We start from the raw sequence: 17,081 nt of genomic DNA, 5'->3' as shown, positions 1-17,081 counted from the left end.
AAAGATTATAAAAGATCGACTCTTTCTTTTTCTGCTGCATCCACTGCATCTAAAGCCGCATTTACATCTGCAGCCAATCCTTGATAGGATTGTGTTTCTGCCATTTGGTTGGCAGAGGCAATCCTGTTTTGCAATTCAGCTACTTCTACCGGTGAAAATTGACGGGTCATATCAATTGGCTCGTCATGGGCCACCGCCTGGTCTTCCCCAAGGGCTGATACAACCACTTCACGAAAGGCTTCGTCACTGGTTTGGACATAAGAAGCGGTTGGTTTCAGAATATTTTCCCACTCTGGAGATCTAATCACACTCAACTGACTTTCCACTGCCGAACGGATTTGTTGGTGGAAAATACGGGTTTTGTTTTTCAACTCTTCCGTCTCAACCGCCACCTTCTTAGCATTATCCGTAGCCTGACGTAAAATTTCATTGGCCTTGAATTTCGCATCGTCTAAGAGGCGTTGCGAATCTTGCTCAGCCTGACGGATAATATTGCTAGACTCATCAGAAGCCGTTTGTTTTACCTTTTCTGCCGCATCTTGAGCAATCAGAACGGACTGGCTCAAGGAATCTTTCATTTCATCAAAGTAAAGCAAACGTTCTTCCAAATTCCGAATCTGCTCGTCTTTAGCAGCTAACTGACGTGTTAAATCTTCAAATTCCCGAATTAAAACATCCAAAAAATCATCCACTTCATCGACATCATAACCACGAAACTTTGTAGAAAACGATTTATTGCGAATATCTAATGCTGTAAGTGCCATATTTTCTCCTTATTTACGTGCAAGTATCTTTAATTCCACTTTTATTCTACCAGATTTTGAAAGACCTGTGGATTCTCCAACATAAATTCTTCCCTTACCTCGAATACTCAGCATATCTCCTGCCTTGATGGGATAAGAAACTTCCTTTCGCTCCTGATAATTCACCTTTATTTTATTGGCCTTAACCAATTGAGCCGCCTTACTTCGGCCCAATTGAAAAGCAGAAGCAACCAGGCGATCCAAGCGAAGGCTGTCTAAGAAAATCGTTTTTGTCTGAACCTCTTCCTCCAATTGGAGAAGTTCCTCCATCGCACTGATAGAAATAGTGACACCCAAACGACCGATTTTACGAACCTCTTGGGTAATCAGCGAAACATAGGGCCGCTCAACAAAGACTTGAACCTGATTCTCGCCAATTAAAATATCCCCAAAAACTCGCCGATCAAGACCTGTCTGATGCAACAAACTCCCCAAAACTTGGGGATGGGTCAATTTCCCAAACTGACTCTGAAAACGAATGGCCAGCAATTCCAACTCAAAATCAGTTGAATCTAACTCATAGTAACTAGGAGCCAGCAAGAGACGCGACTGCTCACTAGGCCAGACATCTGCCGAATCAAACAGCTTGAGCTCCCGATGACTGGCTAAATTTTCAACCAGACTCACTTGGTGAGGATTTAAAAAATCGCTTAAGACCGGAACATACTGGTCTTCAACTCGTTGAATCCACTCCCAAGCTTTTTCTAAAAAGAGCTGATCCTCTTTTGTTACATGCTGGGCTAAATTTTTTAGTTCTTTTACCATGACAAGAAAAGAAACGGAAGCAGACGGTCACGAATCAGATTTAATAAGATTAAAACGACAAAAACGGTCCAATCCAATCCTAAAAATTGGAGAGGTAGGTTTCGAAAAGGCCGCACCAAGGGATTCACAATTCGAATCAACCAGTAGCCGAGCGGTGTCCTTAGGGCACCGGGAAACCAAGAGAGAATAATATAGGCTACCAAGGTCAAATCCAAGATATTAAGAAATAGATAGAGGGTTCGGTAGAGGTAATATAAAATATTCATTAGCGCCGTTTCATATCGAAGTCAAATTCGATTGCTTGATTATTGGTTTCTTCAGCCAGTTGAAGATCTTCAATATTAATTACAACATTAGAAGGAGTCAAGAGGTAGATACCACTCGCAACTTTTCTCAAATCACCTGATAACACATAACGCGCACCATCCAAATAATCCAAGCAACGACGTGCCTGTACTTCTGTCATATATTGGAAATCAATCAAGACACTCTCGTTTTGAAGGAGGAGATCCAAAAAGGTTGCCGTTTCTTCATAACGACGTGGATAACGAACGTAAATAACGTGCTTTTCTGCTGGAGCTCCTTGGCTGTTCTGACGAGCCAATTCCTCTTGTCTTGCATGTAAATCTGTGATATTTTGTGGTCTACTTGTATTCATTGTTTTTGTTTCTCTTTCTTCTGTATTTCGGTTGACAGGGGACTTCTGAGGGAGAGAAAGGGTACCTTCAGAAGCCTTGGATTGAGGTAGACTGGATAGATTTGTAAGGGTACTACGCTCTGCCTTGTCTTCCACTTGTGCCTGGGCTATTGGACTAGGATTGTCTTTCGGACCCACTTCCGGGATAACCTCTAGGTTTTCCTCTTGGAATCCACCTTCATCTTCGACAAACAGTCCCTTTAAATAGACACCAATATTTCTAAAAAAATCGAGTACTCTGTCCATAATATTCCTTTTGTTGCTTATTCAAAAAGAAGGCTGCCAATTCGAACGAAAGTGGCTCCCTGTTCTACCGCCAACTGATAGTCTGAGGACATTCCCATACTCAATTCAGTAAAGGGCATCCCAGGGATATTTCTTTCTGCTAATGCTTCTTGTAAGACACGGGTTCGACTAAAGAGGTCTTCAATTTCCGATGGGCTTGCATCTGCTGGCGCCATGGTCATCAAACCAATCAATCGAATTTTGTCTAAATCAGCTATTTCTTCTAAAGCCTGATCAACATCTTCTAGGAAAAAACCGTGTTTGCTTTCTTCACGAGAAAGGTTAACCTGTAAAAAGCAAGCAATTGGCTGATCCGCTCGCTTTTGAATTTCTCTTGCTAAAGAGATGGAATCCAAAGCATGGAAATAATCAATCTGATTAATGACATCTTTGACTTTTCGCCTTTGCAAACTGCCAATAAAATGCCAGCGAATCGATAGATCTTCCAACTCCTCCTTTTTAGCAAGAAATTGAGGCACACGGTTTTCACCTAAATGGTGAAAACCCGTTTCCTCAACAAGCTTTCGTGTAGTTCTAGCATCAACATATTTTGTAACAGCTATAATATCACACTTTTCGGCCGCTTGCGACCCCTGCGTAAGCGCTTGAGCTACCTCTTTTTTGACAAGCTGGGCTTGATCGTGAAAGGTCATGCTAACGGTTCCGGAAAAATGGTGGTGTTTCTAGCTCATCATCTTCTGAATCGGAATGATCTTGATAACGTTCCACACTTGATCCCGCTGGAGCTTCTGGTTGGCGGGTGATTTGATCTCGACGAAGATCCCAGTTCCCAAATGGTGAAATAGTTGCACCATCATTGTGACGAGGACGGGTAACAGTTGGCATCTCAACGGGCTCAGCCATATCATAGCTGCGATCAAATTGACCCGGGGTCGGTTGGCTTGGCGCTACTTCTGGACGAGCTTGACGGCTACCCATGTTGGCAACTTTTTCAACCTTGTCCTCACGAACGCCTGTTGCAACAACTGTTACACGGATTTCACCTTCCATATTTGGATCGATAGAAGTCCCCAACCAAATATTCACTCCATGACCCGCTGCCTGGTTGACAATTTCAGATGCTTCTTCCGCCTCGGTTAAGGCCATATCCATACCACCTGTGACATTAACGATCACATCTTCAGCACCATCAATGGTTGTTTCCAAGAGTGGTGAATAAATAGCCTTCCGAGCAGCTTCCATCACGCGCTCTTCACCAGTACCGATACCAATTCCCATAAGCGCATTGCCCTTATTGGCCATCACGGTTTTGACATCCGCAAAGTCAAGGTTGATCAAACCTGGGTTGGTAATCAGATCGGTAATTCCTTGAACACCTTGACGAAGCACATTATCGGCTTCACTGAGGGCTTCCATCAAAGGAGTCTTCTTGTCAACAATCTCTAACAAGTTGTTGTTGGAAATAATCAAGAGGGTGTCAACATGTTCCCGCAACTGGTTAATGCCTTCGACCGCAAAATTGCTACGCTTCGTCCCTTCAAAACCAAATGGGCGAGTAACAACACCCACTGTCAAAGCTCCCAATGATTTTGAAATCCGTGCAATCTCAGGTGCAGCACCAGTTCCGGAACCGCCTCCCATACCAGCAGTAATAAAGACCATATCTGAACCAGAAAGAGCTTCATTCAGAACTTCTTCGCTTTCAAGAGCTGCTTGACGGCCAACTTCAGGTTGTCCTCCAGCACCCAAGCCACGAGTCAATTTTGGCCCTAATTGAATGACTGTTTCAGCCTTTGAGCTGCTGAGCGCTTGGACATCTGTATTGGCTGCAATAAATTCAACACCAGCAACTCCTTCATCAATCATACGGTTAATGGCATTACCACCACCACCGCCGACACCAATTACTTTAATAACTGCGCCTTGTGCCGCAGCTGCGTCAAATGAAAATGACATCTTTTTTCTCCTTAATCAAACATTGAATTTAACAGTCCACGAACCCGATCACCCAACTTCGGACTAGTTCCTGCTTCAGCGTCTGGTTCTAACTCAGGTTCAGGAAGTGGTTGAACAGCTGGGATCGGTTGAGCTGGTTGGACTGGTTCAGGATTCACTTGGGGTTTCACCACTGGTTGAACCGGTGTAACGCTTGGTTGTGGGCGAAAGGCCACGACTGGTTGTTGTGGTCTTGCAAACTCTCCATGAACCGCAGCTTGGGCCAACTGATCAACCTCTGTCATATTTCCAGCATATTCTGCCAGCGAAATAACATGCGCAAAGGCTGGATTGCGAATTCCGATTTGGTTGGGAACAAATAGTTTTACAGGAACTTCAAAAATTTCTTGGGCCAGTTCAACAATACCCGGCAAAATGGCACCCCCACCAACAATGACAATCCCACCTGGTAAATCAAGGAGATGACGTCTTTCTAAGTTTTGTTTAATTTGTTCCAAAATGTGGCGAACGCGAGCTGAGATAATCTCAGACAAGTATTGTTCTGTCACTTCTACTGGTTCAACTTCCCCAATCACTTCAACTTGGAAGCTATCTTGGGCACTCGCTAGAGCTGGATAAGCTTCCCCATAGTTAAGTTTGAGCCCTTCAGCAGTCGCTTGTGAGGTCCGTAAAACCTTGGAAATATCCTTGGTCACATACTCGCCACCCTCTTGATAAATATGGGTGAATTGCAATTCCTGGTTTTTAACGGCCGCAACTGTCGTCTGGCCACCCCCCATATCAATCACAATGGTCCCAAATTCTCGTTCCCCTTCATTAAGAACCGATTTCGTCATTGATAGGGGAGAAATCACAATATTGTCTAGCTTCAGACCTGCACGTTCAACGGTTTTCCGAAGATTATGAAGAATAGTCCGAGGTCCTGTGTACAACAAGCCCCGCATTTCTAAACGAGTCCCCATCATCCCACGTGGATCTCGAATCCCTTGGAAACCATCGACAATAAATTCTTCAGGAACAAAGGTAATTACCTCACGGTCGGGATTCATGCTCTTGGTCACAGCAGACTCCACCACATTCACCACATCCATATCCGTGATTTCCTTGGTTTCATTAGTGACTGGTATCATACCCTGAGTTGGTTCAATTTGCAATAGACTTGCAGGTAAACCGACATTCACGGTGGTAATCGAAATGCCTGCCTTCTCTTCAGCCTGATTAATGGCCTTTTTGATGGCATTTGCAGCAGTTTCGATGTCGACTATGATACCATCCTTGACACCAGCACTTTTTGCATTACTGACACCAATGACGTTCATTTCTTCATTAATATATTCGGCCACCAACACCTTAATGGAGCTGGTCCCAATATCTAATCCTGTAAAGAAGCCATCTCTAGCCATTACATACTTCCTCTCTTCTCATACAATCTTCAATCAACATGAAACACTTTTAAGCGTGCTAATCACCGTACATTATAACACAAATACGCGAAAATAAAAGATTTTTTCTATTAATTTTGGGTTACAGATGCGGTGATTTGGCTTTGGTTGGTTCCTGTTCCTGAACTGTTTGCCTCCTCTAATTTCCCATCGACACTTAGCGGATAGGCAAAGGCTCCTGCCTCCATATCAATCAGCGAAGGTTCCTTAATATCTTTTGCAATCGAAGGATAATAGATTAATTTGCGACTTAATTCAGAAAGAGGGATCAAAACCTGATTGCCATCACGCATACTAATGGTCACCAAATCTGTGGAAGCCTTGGTTGCTGTCGACTTCATTTCCTGAATATTGTCACGAATTTCTGCATCTACCTGTAACAATTGCTCACTCAAGACGGGATACAATTTTTCATCTTTCAACTGGACTCTCACAGCACTGCTCGGCAGATCACTCATCGCCAAGTCTTCTTGAACCAGTTTTCCATTGGCCAAAATTGGAAAAACTTTTTCCTTATCAGTCTGGTAAGCCACAATCGCATACTCTTCAACCTGGATTGGGAAAGCGGTTGGGAACTGGTAGCCAATCGATACCTGGCGAATCCAAGGACTGGCTTTCTGGATTCGCTTTTCATAAGCCTTGCGATTCTGTAACACGGTCAGTGTGTAGTCACGCACATCCACCTTAGTCGCGGCCACAATCGCCTCATTCGTTTGGTGTTCATTACCAGAAACTGTAAATTCCTTGAGTTTTCCATAGGGACTAATAAAGTAGGCTGAGGCTATGGTTAATACCGTAAAGAAACAGAAAACTGGAAAGAGCCGGATCAGATGACGCCGCGCCTTCTTGCCACTGTCCCGTCGCTCTTGACGTTGGATTTTTTTCGCCTGGCGCTTGGCCTGTTTAACCTGGCGTTTAGCTTGCTGCTCTTGACGCTTTTGGATCCTCGCCGCCTGTTTATCAGGTAGCTCTGCCTGCACTGCTTCGATGGACTCTTCTAACTGTTGACGTGCAATCGACTGAACTTTCTGTTCTTCTTCAAGGATTTCCTGAGCATCCGGATCAACAATACGGCCCAAGCGTTTGACAATATTTCGCTGCCGTTCATGCTCCTGGCGAATCCGCTCTGCTTCCTGAGAGGTCTGGTATTCCCGACTTCTCCTCTCCCACTCTTCACGATGCTTGGCCTCTTTTTTATCTTCATCAGACATTAGCGGTCTCCTTTGTCAATTTCCCTCATCAGAACCTGGTAAAAGGCATCCAGGCTAATCAAATCCACACTTTGGGCCATAGCATCCTGGAAGGCTTCCGCTTGCTCTTGGAGCTGGGCAATTGTCGTTTCCAACTTATCCAAGGTCAACTCGGGCTCTTGAATAGTCGGTGCATAACCCTTCTTCTCAAAGTAGGCTGCATTTTCCAGTTGATCTCCCCGACTCGCTTCTTTGCCCAAAGGAACAATAATATGGAGTTTCTCCAAGGCTACCAATTCAAAAAGCGTATTGGATCCCCCCCGGGTAATGACAATGTCGGCCAACTCCATTAGGTCACGGTAGGTCTCCCGCGCAAAGGCCAGGCGATAAAGCCCCGGTGATGACTCCTCGAGGTTTTTATCACCCGTCAGATTGATCAGGTTATACCGGTCTAAAAGGGCTTGACGATTCTGGTCTACAAGATCATTAAACACTTTGGCCCCGCCAGATCCCCCAATAAAAAGCAAGGTTTGTTTTGCTGGATCAAACAACTCCGCTGCCATCTCCTGCATTTCATTTGACAATTGGTGGTGGCCCTTCTCTAATTTGGAAATCGCCCCAACATGCTCCACCCGGCTATAGTCCCCTTCCAACTGGAAGGTTGAAAAGAGGCGTTTGGAAAACTTATAGGCAATTTTATTGGCCAAACCCATGGTCAAGTCTGATTCATGGATATAAACAGGAATTCCCAGCACTTTGGCAGCCATTACCGGCGGTACTGATACAAATCCTCCTTTTGAAAAGAGGACCTGGGGATGAATCTTTAAAAGGTAGAAAAAGGATTGCAGAGTCCCCCAAGCCACCTTAAACACATCCCAAAGGTTCTGCCAGGAAAAATAGCGGCGTAATTTTCCTGTAGCTATGGAATGGAACTGCACCGGCAGCCCACTTTTCTCCAATTGTTCGTATTCAATTCCCTTGCGGTCACCGATATAATGAACCTCCCAGCCATTGGCAACAAACTTGGGAATTAGGAGTAGATTCAGGGTCACATGACCAACTGTTCCTCCTCCTGTAAAGACGATTTTTTTCATGCTTCTTCCAACTCCTTCACTGCTGCTAGAAAGACCTCTCCACGTTCTTCAAAGTTCTTATACATGTCCCAGCTGGCATTTGCTGGGCTGAAGAGCACCACATCCCCTTTTTGAGCCAGTTCAAAGGCCTGCTTGGTTGCCGCCACCACTTCTGAAGCAGGGTAGCTTGCGACCCCTGCTTCTTGAGCCAGAGCCTCTAACCGAGGAGCTACTTCGCCCAAAATAACCATGGCCTTCAAGCCTTGAATATCGGGCAACAATTCACGCAAATCATTGCCCCGATCCAAACCACCAGCAATCAAAATCACCTGGGAATTCTCGAAGCCAGATAGGGCCTTTTGGGTCGCTAAAATATTGGTGGACTTACTATCATTGTAAAAGCGCACACCCTCAATCTCAGCCACTTCTTGCAAACGATGCTTGACCCCAGAAAAAGCCGCCAAGGCCCGTTGGATTGCTTCATTATCAACGCCCAATTGCTTCACAACCAGAATCGCCGCCAAGGCGTTCTCAATATTATGCTCACCCGGAACCCCTAGTTGGGCAGCCAGCATCACAGGCTCACCCTGATAGACCAAATAACCATCTTCCAGATAGGCCCCATTTACTTTTTCTTGGGTCGAAAAGGCAAGAACCTGGGCCTGGGTCTCCTGGGCCAGCTCCTGGCTAAGCGCTTGATTCCAATTCAGGATGAGAAAATCATCCGCTGTCATCTGCGACTGAATCGCCCACTTAGCATTACGGTACTCTTCAAAGGAGTCATGGTAGTCCAAATGACTCGGTAAAATATTGTTAATCACAGCAATATGAGGATGGAAAGCCTCTACCCCCATCAACTGAAAGCTGGACAACTCCATCACGACTTGCTGCTCCGTCGTTACTTGAGGTAGCACCTCTGAGGCTGGGAACCCAATATTCCCTGCTAAAACTGGCTGACGCCCAGCTTCTTCTAAAATTGCAGCAACCATCATGGTTGTCGTTGTCTTACCATTTGAACCTGTAATCCCAATCATCGAATGTGGGTAAACGCGGTAAGCTACTTCTACCTCCGTCCAAATCGGCAAACCAAGCTCCTTGGCCTTAACTACCATGGGATGGTTATAGGGAATCCCCGGATTTTTGACCATCAGATCAAAACCCTCATCCAAAAGTTCGACAGGATGACCTCCCGCTACCACTCGAAGACCTTGGCCCAGCAATTCTTGAGCCTGAGGGCTATCTTCCAGCGCCTGGCCTTCATTAACAGTCACCTGGGCTCCCAGTTGCTCCAACAAAAGGGCCACTGCTCTGCCTGACCGTGCTAGTCCAAGTACAAATACTTTTTTTCCGTTAAATTCATTTACTGGTATCATCTACGCGCTCCTTAATACAGTCTCTATTTTACCATTTTCAGACCAAAAAAACCCCCAAGCTCTCATACAACTTGGGGAGAAAACTATTTTGAGTTTCTAGGAAAAACTTTATCCCAGTTAATTTTCGGGATGGGAATCGGAGGTTTGCCACCGTCCTTAATTTGCAAGCGCCGCAGATCCTTCAGGGAGAAATAGGCCAGGGCCAGCATACCCGCCCAGACAAAAATCGCTCGTGGAATCCGGAAAAACTGTACAATCCCCACACCCAACAAAATCATCAGCAACACTCCGAACAGAACTAGGCTGACAATATTGAAGGTTCCCTTAATGGTGGAAGGAGCTACAAAAATATAAAATAGCAGGATCAAAATAATAATGATGATATAAAGCATATTTTGAAACTCCTCCTAAAGAGCTTAGTCAGCTGCTGCTAATTTCTTCTTCTTGTTGGCTTTTTCCCGCTCACCCTTATTCAAAATCTGTTTCCGTAGGCGGATTGATTCTGGGGTTACTTCCATGTATTCATCATCGTTCAAGAACTCCAAGGATTCTTCCAAGGTCAAAATACGTGGTGTTTTGATAACAGACGTTTGGTCTTTGGTAGCCGAACGAACGTTAGTCATCTGTTTAGCCTTGGTGATGTTCACAGTCAAGTCATTCTCACGTGAATTTTCCCCAATAATCATTCCTTCATAAACCTCAGTACCTGGGTTGACAAAGATTGTTCCCCGCTCTTCAATCGACATAATGGAGTAAGTTGTTGCTTTACCAGCGTCAATTGAAACAAGGGCACCACGGTGACGACCACCAATTTCACCTGCAATGGCAGGAAGGTATTGATCGAAGGTATGGTTCATAATTCCGTAACCACGAGTCATGGATAGGAATTCAGTTGAATAACCAATCAGACCACGAGCTGGAACCAAGAAGACCAAACGTGTTTGACCATTTCCAGTCGCAATCATATCCAACATCTCACCCTTACGCTCAGACAAACTTTGGATAACAGAACCTTGGTACTCTTCTGGAGTATCGATTTGCACGCGCTCAAATGGTTCCATCTTAACACCATCAATGTCTTTGATGATAACTTCTGGACGAGATACTTGCAACTCGTACCCTTCACGACGCATGGTTTCAATCAAGATTGACAAATGCAATTCTCCACGACCAGAGACAATCCATTTATCTGGTGAGTCAGTTGGATCGACACGTAGAGAGACATCTGTTTGCAACTCGGCCAATAGACGCTCTTCCACTTTCCGAGAAGTAACCCATTTTCCTTCACGTCCAGCAAATGGTGAGTTGTTCACCAAGAAGGTCATTTGCAAGGTTGGCTCATCAATGCGCAAAACTGGTAGGGGTTCAACCGCATCAACCGGTGTGATGGTTTCACCGACAAAGATGTCTTCCATACCAGATACCGCAATTAGATCTCCGGCTTTAGCTTCTGTGATCTCACGACGCTCTAATCCAAAGAAACCAAATAGTTTGGTAACACGGAAGTTTTTCGTAGTTCCATCCAATTTAGAAAGAGTAACCTGGTCACCCACCTTGATTTGACCACGGAACACACGACCGATTCCAATCCGACCAACAAAGTCATTGTAATCCAACAAAGACACTTGGAATTGTAGCGGCTCGTCCGAATTGTCAACGGGGGCAGGGATGTGATCGATGATAGTATCAAAGATCGGTGCCATTGTTTTTTCCTGATCGGCTGGATCGTCAGACAGGGAAGAAGTTCCGTTAATCGCCGATGCATAAACCACTGGGAATTCCAATTGGTCATCATCCGCACCCAACTCGATAAAGAGCTCCAAGACCTCATCAACGACTTCAGCTGGACGCGCAGATGGCTTATCAATTTTATTAACAACCACGATTGGAGTCAAGTTTTGTTCCAAAGCTTTTTTCAAAACAAAACGGGTTTGGGGCATGGTTCCTTCGTAGGCATCGACTACCAAAACAACCCCATCAACCATTTTCATGATCCGCTCAACTTCTCCACCAAAGTCCGCGTGTCCTGGAGTATCCATGATGTTAATCCGGACACCGTCATAGGCGACAGCTGTATTCTTGGCCAAGATTGTGATCCCACGCTCTTTTTCAAGGTCATTCGAGTCCATAGCTCGCTCAGACAATTCAGTCCGCGCATCCAAGGTCTCTGACTGCTTTAATAACTCATCCACCAGGGTTGTTTTTCCGTGGTCAACGTGGGCAATAATTGCGACGTTACGGATATCTTCTCTTAATGTTGACATGATTTCCTCAAATCTCTATAGTTTATACCCCTCAAAATCCCAGCCTGCACAAGTAGACTTTAGCCTAGAGCAGTCGATTTTAAGCAAGTATTGTCCAAAACATTATACATGAAATAAAAAACAGTGACAAGCCATGCCCATTAAGAAAGGGTTTTCCTAGCAACTTTCAAAAAAATTCGACTTGAAAAGATTTGAAAAAGCTTTTCAAGTCGAATTTCGCTAAGTATTAATTCGTATTCTCTTTGACCTTCCCATTCCAAGCATCAAGGCCTCCGGCCAATAAGTATAAATTTCGGTAACCTTGCTTCCGCAGATAAAAAACGGTATTGGTCACAGAAGGACCGCGGTTATTGTCATACAGTAAAATCGGCTTATCTTTAGACAAGGCCGCTAGACTAACCTTGATTTGATTGGCAGGAATATTGCGAGCTCCCAAGATATGCTTGGCCCGAAAGGCTGCCGGCTCGCGCACATCAATCACTTGCCCAACTCGCATCATAGCTGCAAATTCCGCATTTTCAACCAGGATTACCGCACGCCGCAAGCGCCAATAGTTAAATCCCATCCAAGCTAAGAAACCGACTAATACGATTAAGAAACCAATCATTTTTCCTTTTTCTCCTTTTGTTCAAGATAAGCTAATTCTTCCTGATGTTCTTTTTTCAAAATCAATTGGACTTGGATATAGTCCAGACGGTCCATGATTCCCGCATCATAGAGTCGCTCCAACTCTATCTGAGCCAATTCGATATCATAAAGTCGCTTGCCCATATAGATAATGAGACCATAACCCTTTAAAAATTGCTGAACATCATAAAAATTTTTCATAGGCTTAGTCTACTATAAATTCAAACCCCTAGCAAGTTTGGATTCCATTTTCGAATAAAGAGGTATGACAAGCCTTTTAATCTTCATGCTAGGAGCAAGCCTAGCCTCTTTCCTAACTGCCTGGGCCGATCGTTACCCAGCTTCCATCCTCTATCCACCTAGCCACTGCAGCACTTGCCAACAAGCCTTAGCCTGGTGGGATCTAGTCCCGATTCTCTCCTACATCAAGCTTGGAGGGTCCTGCCGTAGCTGCCAGGAGCCAATTCCACTAGCCAGCTTCACAAATGAAATTCAAGGCGGGCTAATTGCTTACGCTTGGCTTCAGTCTTGGTTGACTTCCCCCTGGCTCCTCTTTCTCTTTATGAGCCTCATGCTCAGTCATTTCGACCGGAAGAGCTGCTCCTTTCCCCTCTGCTTCTGGCTGGTCCCCCATACTACACTCACCCTCACAACTGGTTGGCAACTGTCACCAGTCTTTCTCTTACTCGCCCTGGTCTGCTATTTTGTCCCTAGCGGGATTGGAGCAGGCGATTGGACCTACATGGCCAGCCTAGCCCTCCTCCTTCCCTTAAAAGCCTTACTGATTATCCTGCAACTGGCTTGCTGCCTAGCCTTACTAACTTTTTGGTACAAAAAAAGAAAGGGAGCCTTGCCCTTTCTTCCCTTTTTGCATCGTGCTAGCCTACTATGGCTCCTCGGACACCACTTTTCTTTTTTCTAAAAATAGGTAGGTTCGATAGGCTAGGTAAGCCCCAAAAGTATTGGTCAGCAAATCATCCAGTTCAAAGACACGATTGAAATCCCACAGACAGTCCAGCGCTAATTGTGTTAGCTCAATCGACAGGGACAGGGTAAAACCGAGCATAATCACCGATTGAACAGAGCGTAGGGATGGTCTGACCATCAACAAACCAAAAACCAAGGGATAGAGCAGGAACAGGTTCAGAACATTCTGAAAGACAATCTTTACAGCGTGCAGCAGACTGGTTGCTTGACCCAAGTTCCAAAGGCTATTGAAAGGGATGAGCAGAAAGGCCATCCGCCCTTGGTAAAAGACACCAGGAGTCGGCAAGGCTGGATTCGAAACCTGGGGGCTAAAGCAAGCAACCACGATCATAATAGTGGAGAGTAACATTTCCCAGCGCCAAAAACGTTGGGAAGTCAAGCAAGATCTCAATCTCTTCATCTGCTTTCCCGCTTCTTCCGAATGGAGAAATGACGATCGGCGCTTTGTTTCCGAGGACGGTGGAACTCTTCCTTATGCTGCGGACGTCTATCCCGCCACTCACGGACCTTTTTCTTAGACTTAAAGGGCTTGGAAGGATAGATCGGATGGGCATTCTCCAAAACAAAATAGGCTGCCCCAAAATTGCAATACTCCACTAAATATTCTTCCAAACGAGAAAACTTGGACCAACTCTGATTAGCCCGCTTATCCCGATAAAAGCCCTTCAGCCGCAACTGGTCGTTACTCCAATCCCCCACAATATAATCAAACTTTAAAAGTAAGTGCGAAAATCGTTGGCTGAAAACTTCCGGATTAAAGGCGCCCCGATAATCCGTTAAGAGGGTGAAAACAAAGTCATCCGCTTCAACGCGGTCTCCCAGCCGTTTAAACTGCGGTCCCGGAAAGCGATTGTAGTTATAGAGTTCTGGATCAATCTCTTTGCGCATCAGTTTCTCCTCATTCTTTTCCGCGCATATCTTTCAAGTACTGAATAGCCTCGTCCAAGGTTTTCACAGGAACAATTTTCATAGATGTTCCCAATTTTTTAGCAGTTTCTTGGGCTTCTTCAGCATTAGATTTGGCTTTGGGATTGGCTTTTTTCTCCTCTTCACTGAGGGGATTATTTGGGACAAAGAAAATATCCGCTCCTGCTTCATGAGAGGCGACCACCTTCTTGTCAGCTCCGCCAATTTCACCAACCTTACCATCCTCACTAATGGTTCCGGTACCGGCAATAATCCGTCCATCCCGCAAATCAGGATCTGCCAATTGACTATAAATCGCCAAGGAAAACATCAAACCAGCACTGGGACCACCGATTCCCTCGGTTGAGAATTCAATTGGGATATCACTTTGAACCTCAGTCCGGTCAATCAGACCGATCCCGATTCCATTCTTCCCATTTTCCAACTTAATAATCTTCCCTTTTTCAGACCGCTTATCCCCTTGGTCCTCAAATTCAACACTGACGTCATCGCCGATTTTCAAATTACCAACATACTCAATCAGCTCCTGCGAATTTTTAAAGGTTTTACCATTAACCCCTGTAACCGTATCTCCCAAATGGAGAATGTCTTTAAAGGTCGAATCTTCAGCCAGACTTAACACATAAACTCCCAAGAATTTCATCTCAATTTCTTTCTTAGCCTTGGTCAAACCTTGATATTTGGCGAAATTTTGCGAGGTTTGCATATAAAACTGGTTGATCCGTTGGTACTCCTCATCACTCGCTCCACCCGTTAAATCCGCAGCGGGGATAATATCGGTATACGGGGTTAAGCCGGCATAAATCATTAGGGGTAGGTTGGCCCGAATTACTCCAATGGTTACAAACTGGTATTCCCCATCCGCCTGGTCTTCCTTCTTGTTGACCCGCAAGACTGAACTAATATCTTCTGAGCCACCAGGAACCTCAATGTAATAAGGTAGAGGAATCCAGAAAGAAACAATCAATAAGCCCACCAGTACTAGGGGCACTAGCCAGAGTTTTTTTAAATGTTTATTCGTTTTCATATTTTTTTAACACCATTCCAAGTACTGGAGTCGGTACGTAGTCTGAGATATCCCGTTTAAAATGGATCAGTTCCCGGATACGACTGGAGTTAATCGGAGCCAGAGCCGGCTGCGCCATCAAGTACAGGGTCTCTAAACCATCAGTCAGCTGGCGGTTAAAATAATCCATATTAGCCTCATAGGAAAAATCTTCAGGATTTCGCAAACCCCGAAAAAGCACAGCTACCTCTAGCTCCTGAGCGACCTCAGCCAGCAACCGATCCTCAGCTAGAATAATTTTAACATTGGGCAAATGTCTCAGAGACTCTTGAAGAATCTGAAACCGCTCCTCCATTGTAAACAAGCCCTGTTTCTGGGGATTAACAAAGAGTCCCACATAGAGCGTATTTGCCAAATCAGCAGCTCGTTCAATAATATCCAGATGGCCCTTGGTCAGAGGATCAAAAGAACCTGCATATAGTCCCTTAGTCAATGTCATAAATTGTCACCTTTGAAATCCCGTAAATCTTTTCCTTCCACTTGCGACTGGCCCCAATCGAATCCGGAAGCTCGACCTCCTTGTCTGTTTCACAGACAATCATCGCCCCCGGAGCTAAGAGTCCACCTTGCTCTAAGTCTAAGATCATTTCGACAATCGTCTCCTTAGCATAAGGAGGATCCAAGAGCACCAGGTCAAAAGCTTCCGTCAGCTGAGCGAGGGCTCGCTTAGCTTCCATTTTCATCAACCGAAAACGGGTAGTCTCCTTGGTCATCTCAATATTGGCCTGAACAATCGCCTGAGCACGACGGTCTTTTTCGACTAAAACCGCTTGATCCATGCCCCGTGAAATGGCTTCGATAGCCAAGGAACCAGAGCCGGCATACAAGTCTAGGACCTGACCGCCATCAAAATAGGGACCAATCATATTGAAAATGGCCCCTTTTACCTTATCTGTTGTTGGCCGAGTCGTTTGCCCGGCTAGGGTCTTCAGTGGTCGCCCACCATATTTTCCTGCTACTACTCTCATGTCAGTATTATAGCACAGTCTCCCCTAGACTTGATTAAAAATTTGCCCCTTGGTCTAGAAAACCAGAGCCAACTCTGATTCCCGACTAAGCGGCTCAAATCTCTGATCCTCTATCAACTTAGCCCTAATTTTCCCCTCTTTTTAGTGAAGAAAAGAGCTACTCTGATTTTCTAAAACTGACTCAGATAACCATTTTGGGGATGCGCTTAGGATATTGTGGATGAGTCTCTGAAAATACCCCCCCCCCGAATTTTCAGACTTTTTTCATTTTCTAAGTCTAGCTGTTTCTCTAATTCCAGGGCCTGTGCAAACTCAAGCAAGCTAACGTCAATCGATTCAAGCAAGTGATCAAAATTTGTAAGCGACACATTTTTCTTGCCCAATTCAAATTGACTCAATAATTGTGGGCTGATGATATCCGCAGCAGCTTCTTTCAAAGATACCTTCCGTTCCTTGCGAATCTTACGAAAGGCTTGTCCGTAACAACTCACTTTCATACCCATATCCCCTTTTTATATTTCTTATATAATCATTATATAAATTTTGGCTCTTTGTCAAGTTGTGTGGAATCCCTGAAAACTGACAGTTTTAGGCTTTTATTATTTAGCTTTTTAATAAGGGTGTTGAGATGGTTTTAACGTCAATCCGAATCCGGCTTCTTTCGAATTTCTATGAGATGCTTTCCCTGTGGTGGGGG

The 17,081-nt window shown here is 44.9% G+C and carries 21 protein-coding genes; 1 reads left to right on the top strand and 20 read right to left on the bottom strand.

What is annotated here, in order from left to right; genetic code table 11:
- Window positions 1–5: 5 nt before the first annotated feature.
- The 14 genes from E5983_RS02715 to E5983_RS02650 all read right to left on the bottom strand — a co-directional run bounded on the left by E5983_RS02715 (window position 6) and on the right by E5983_RS02650 (window position 12,637).
- Entirely contained in the window at window positions 6–764 is a 759-nt protein-coding gene (locus E5983_RS02715) for a DivIVA domain-containing protein (protein WP_160332386.1), read from the bottom strand.
- A 9-nt stretch (window positions 765–773) separates the two neighbouring features.
- Entirely contained in the window at window positions 774–1,568 is a 795-nt protein-coding gene (locus tag E5983_RS02710) for a YlmH family RNA-binding protein (RefSeq protein WP_160332385.1), read from the bottom strand.
- On the bottom strand, window positions 1,562–1,834 hold the full coding sequence (locus E5983_RS02705) for a YggT family protein (protein WP_160332384.1): 273 nt from the start codon (window positions 1,832–1,834) through the stop codon (window positions 1,562–1,564). Before E5983_RS02705 ends, E5983_RS02710 begins: the two co-directional genes overlap by 7 nt.
- Window positions 1,834–2,511, bottom strand: a complete 678-nt coding sequence (locus E5983_RS09790; RefSeq protein WP_237397564.1) for a cell division protein SepF — start codon at window positions 2,509–2,511, stop codon at window positions 1,834–1,836. The genes E5983_RS02705 and E5983_RS09790 overlap by 1 nt, the downstream gene beginning before the upstream one ends.
- Window positions 2,512–2,528: 17 nt before the next feature.
- Window positions 2,529–3,203 carry a YggS family pyridoxal phosphate-dependent enzyme gene (locus E5983_RS02695; protein ID WP_160332383.1) on the bottom strand — a complete coding sequence of 225 codons (675 nt, stop codon included), beginning with the start codon at window positions 3,201–3,203 and terminating at the stop codon, window positions 2,529–2,531.
- Between the two features lies 1 nt (window position 3,204).
- Entirely contained in the window at window positions 3,205–4,467 is a 1,263-nt protein-coding gene (gene ftsZ / locus E5983_RS02690) for a cell division protein FtsZ (protein ID WP_160332382.1), read from the bottom strand.
- A gap of 11 nt (window positions 4,468–4,478) precedes the next feature.
- Entirely contained in the window at window positions 4,479–5,870 is a 1,392-nt protein-coding gene (gene ftsA, locus E5983_RS02685) for a cell division protein FtsA (protein WP_160332381.1), read from the bottom strand.
- A gap of 110 nt (window positions 5,871–5,980) precedes the next feature.
- On the bottom strand, window positions 5,981–7,120 hold the full coding sequence (locus E5983_RS02680; protein ID WP_160332380.1) for a cell division protein FtsQ/DivIB: 1,140 nt from the start codon (window positions 7,118–7,120) through the stop codon (window positions 5,981–5,983).
- A complete protein-coding gene (locus E5983_RS02675; RefSeq protein WP_160332379.1) occupies window positions 7,120–8,193 on the bottom strand; it encodes a UDP-N-acetylglucosamine--N-acetylmuramyl-(pentapeptide) pyrophosphoryl-undecaprenol N-acetylglucosamine transferase in 1,074 nt (357 codons plus the stop codon). The genes E5983_RS02680 and E5983_RS02675 overlap by 1 nt, the downstream gene beginning before the upstream one ends.
- On the bottom strand, window positions 8,190–9,545 hold the full coding sequence (murD, locus tag E5983_RS02670) for a UDP-N-acetylmuramoyl-L-alanine--D-glutamate ligase (RefSeq protein ID WP_160332378.1): 1,356 nt from the start codon (window positions 9,543–9,545) through the stop codon (window positions 8,190–8,192). Before murD ends, E5983_RS02675 begins: the two co-directional genes overlap by 4 nt.
- Window positions 9,546–9,628: 83 nt before the next feature.
- Window positions 9,629–9,937 (bottom strand): DUF3165 family protein, encoded by a 309-nt coding sequence (locus E5983_RS02665; protein ID WP_160332377.1) that lies wholly within the window; start codon window positions 9,935–9,937, stop codon window positions 9,629–9,631.
- 24 nt (window positions 9,938–9,961) lie between these two features.
- Complete coding sequence (typA, locus tag E5983_RS02660) at window positions 9,962–11,809, bottom strand: translational GTPase TypA (RefSeq protein WP_160332376.1); 1,848 nt, start codon at window positions 11,807–11,809, stop codon at window positions 9,962–9,964.
- A gap of 226 nt (window positions 11,810–12,035) precedes the next feature.
- Complete coding sequence (locus E5983_RS02655; RefSeq protein WP_160332375.1) at window positions 12,036–12,416, bottom strand: rhodanese-like domain-containing protein; 381 nt, start codon at window positions 12,414–12,416, stop codon at window positions 12,036–12,038.
- Window positions 12,413–12,637, bottom strand: coding sequence for a YqgQ family protein (locus E5983_RS02650; RefSeq protein WP_160332374.1), 225 nt, complete (start codon window positions 12,635–12,637; stop codon window positions 12,413–12,415). Before E5983_RS02650 ends, E5983_RS02655 begins: the two co-directional genes overlap by 4 nt.
- A gap of 64 nt (window positions 12,638–12,701) precedes the next feature.
- Between E5983_RS02650 and E5983_RS02645 the strand changes: the two genes are divergently transcribed.
- Window positions 12,702–13,358, top strand: coding sequence for a prepilin peptidase (locus tag E5983_RS02645; RefSeq protein WP_160332373.1), 657 nt, complete (start codon window positions 12,702–12,704; stop codon window positions 13,356–13,358).
- On the opposite strand, the gene E5983_RS02640 is transcribed toward E5983_RS02645, so the two are convergent.
- The 6 genes from E5983_RS02640 to E5983_RS02615 all read right to left on the bottom strand — a co-directional run bounded on the left by E5983_RS02640 (window position 13,323) and on the right by E5983_RS02615 (window position 16,881).
- The gene (locus E5983_RS02640) at window positions 13,323–13,772 is read right to left on the bottom strand and encodes a VanZ family protein (RefSeq protein ID WP_202056332.1); all 450 of its coding nucleotides are present in this window, start codon (window positions 13,770–13,772) and stop codon (window positions 13,323–13,325) included. The genes E5983_RS02645 and E5983_RS02640 overlap by 36 nt on opposite strands.
- Before the next feature lie 47 nt (window positions 13,773–13,819).
- The gene (locus tag E5983_RS02635; protein WP_160332371.1) at window positions 13,820–14,311 is read right to left on the bottom strand and encodes a YutD family protein; all 492 of its coding nucleotides are present in this window, start codon (window positions 14,309–14,311) and stop codon (window positions 13,820–13,822) included.
- 10 nt (window positions 14,312–14,321) lie between these two features.
- Window positions 14,322–15,377, bottom strand: coding sequence for a SepM family pheromone-processing serine protease (locus E5983_RS02630; RefSeq protein ID WP_160332370.1), 1,056 nt, complete (start codon window positions 15,375–15,377; stop codon window positions 14,322–14,324).
- The gene (coaD, locus tag E5983_RS02625) at window positions 15,364–15,855 is read right to left on the bottom strand and encodes a pantetheine-phosphate adenylyltransferase (protein WP_160332369.1); all 492 of its coding nucleotides are present in this window, start codon (window positions 15,853–15,855) and stop codon (window positions 15,364–15,366) included. Before coaD ends, E5983_RS02630 begins: the two co-directional genes overlap by 14 nt.
- Window positions 15,842–16,384 carry a 16S rRNA (guanine(966)-N(2))-methyltransferase RsmD gene (gene rsmD / locus E5983_RS02620; RefSeq protein WP_160332368.1) on the bottom strand — a complete coding sequence of 181 codons (543 nt, stop codon included), beginning with the start codon at window positions 16,382–16,384 and terminating at the stop codon, window positions 15,842–15,844. The genes coaD and rsmD overlap by 14 nt, the downstream gene beginning before the upstream one ends.
- Window positions 16,385–16,590: 206 nt before the next feature.
- Window positions 16,591–16,881, bottom strand: coding sequence for a helix-turn-helix domain-containing protein (locus tag E5983_RS02615; protein WP_160332367.1), 291 nt, complete (start codon window positions 16,879–16,881; stop codon window positions 16,591–16,593).
- Window positions 16,882–17,081 lie beyond the last annotated feature (200 nt).

This window comes from Streptococcus danieliae (assembly GCF_009767945.1).
In the GTDB taxonomy this organism is placed as follows: Bacteria; Bacillota; Bacilli; order Lactobacillales; family Streptococcaceae; genus Streptococcus; species Streptococcus danieliae.
Note: the sequence above shows the minus strand (reverse complement) of the source record. Positions and strands in the feature narration are given on the sequence as shown.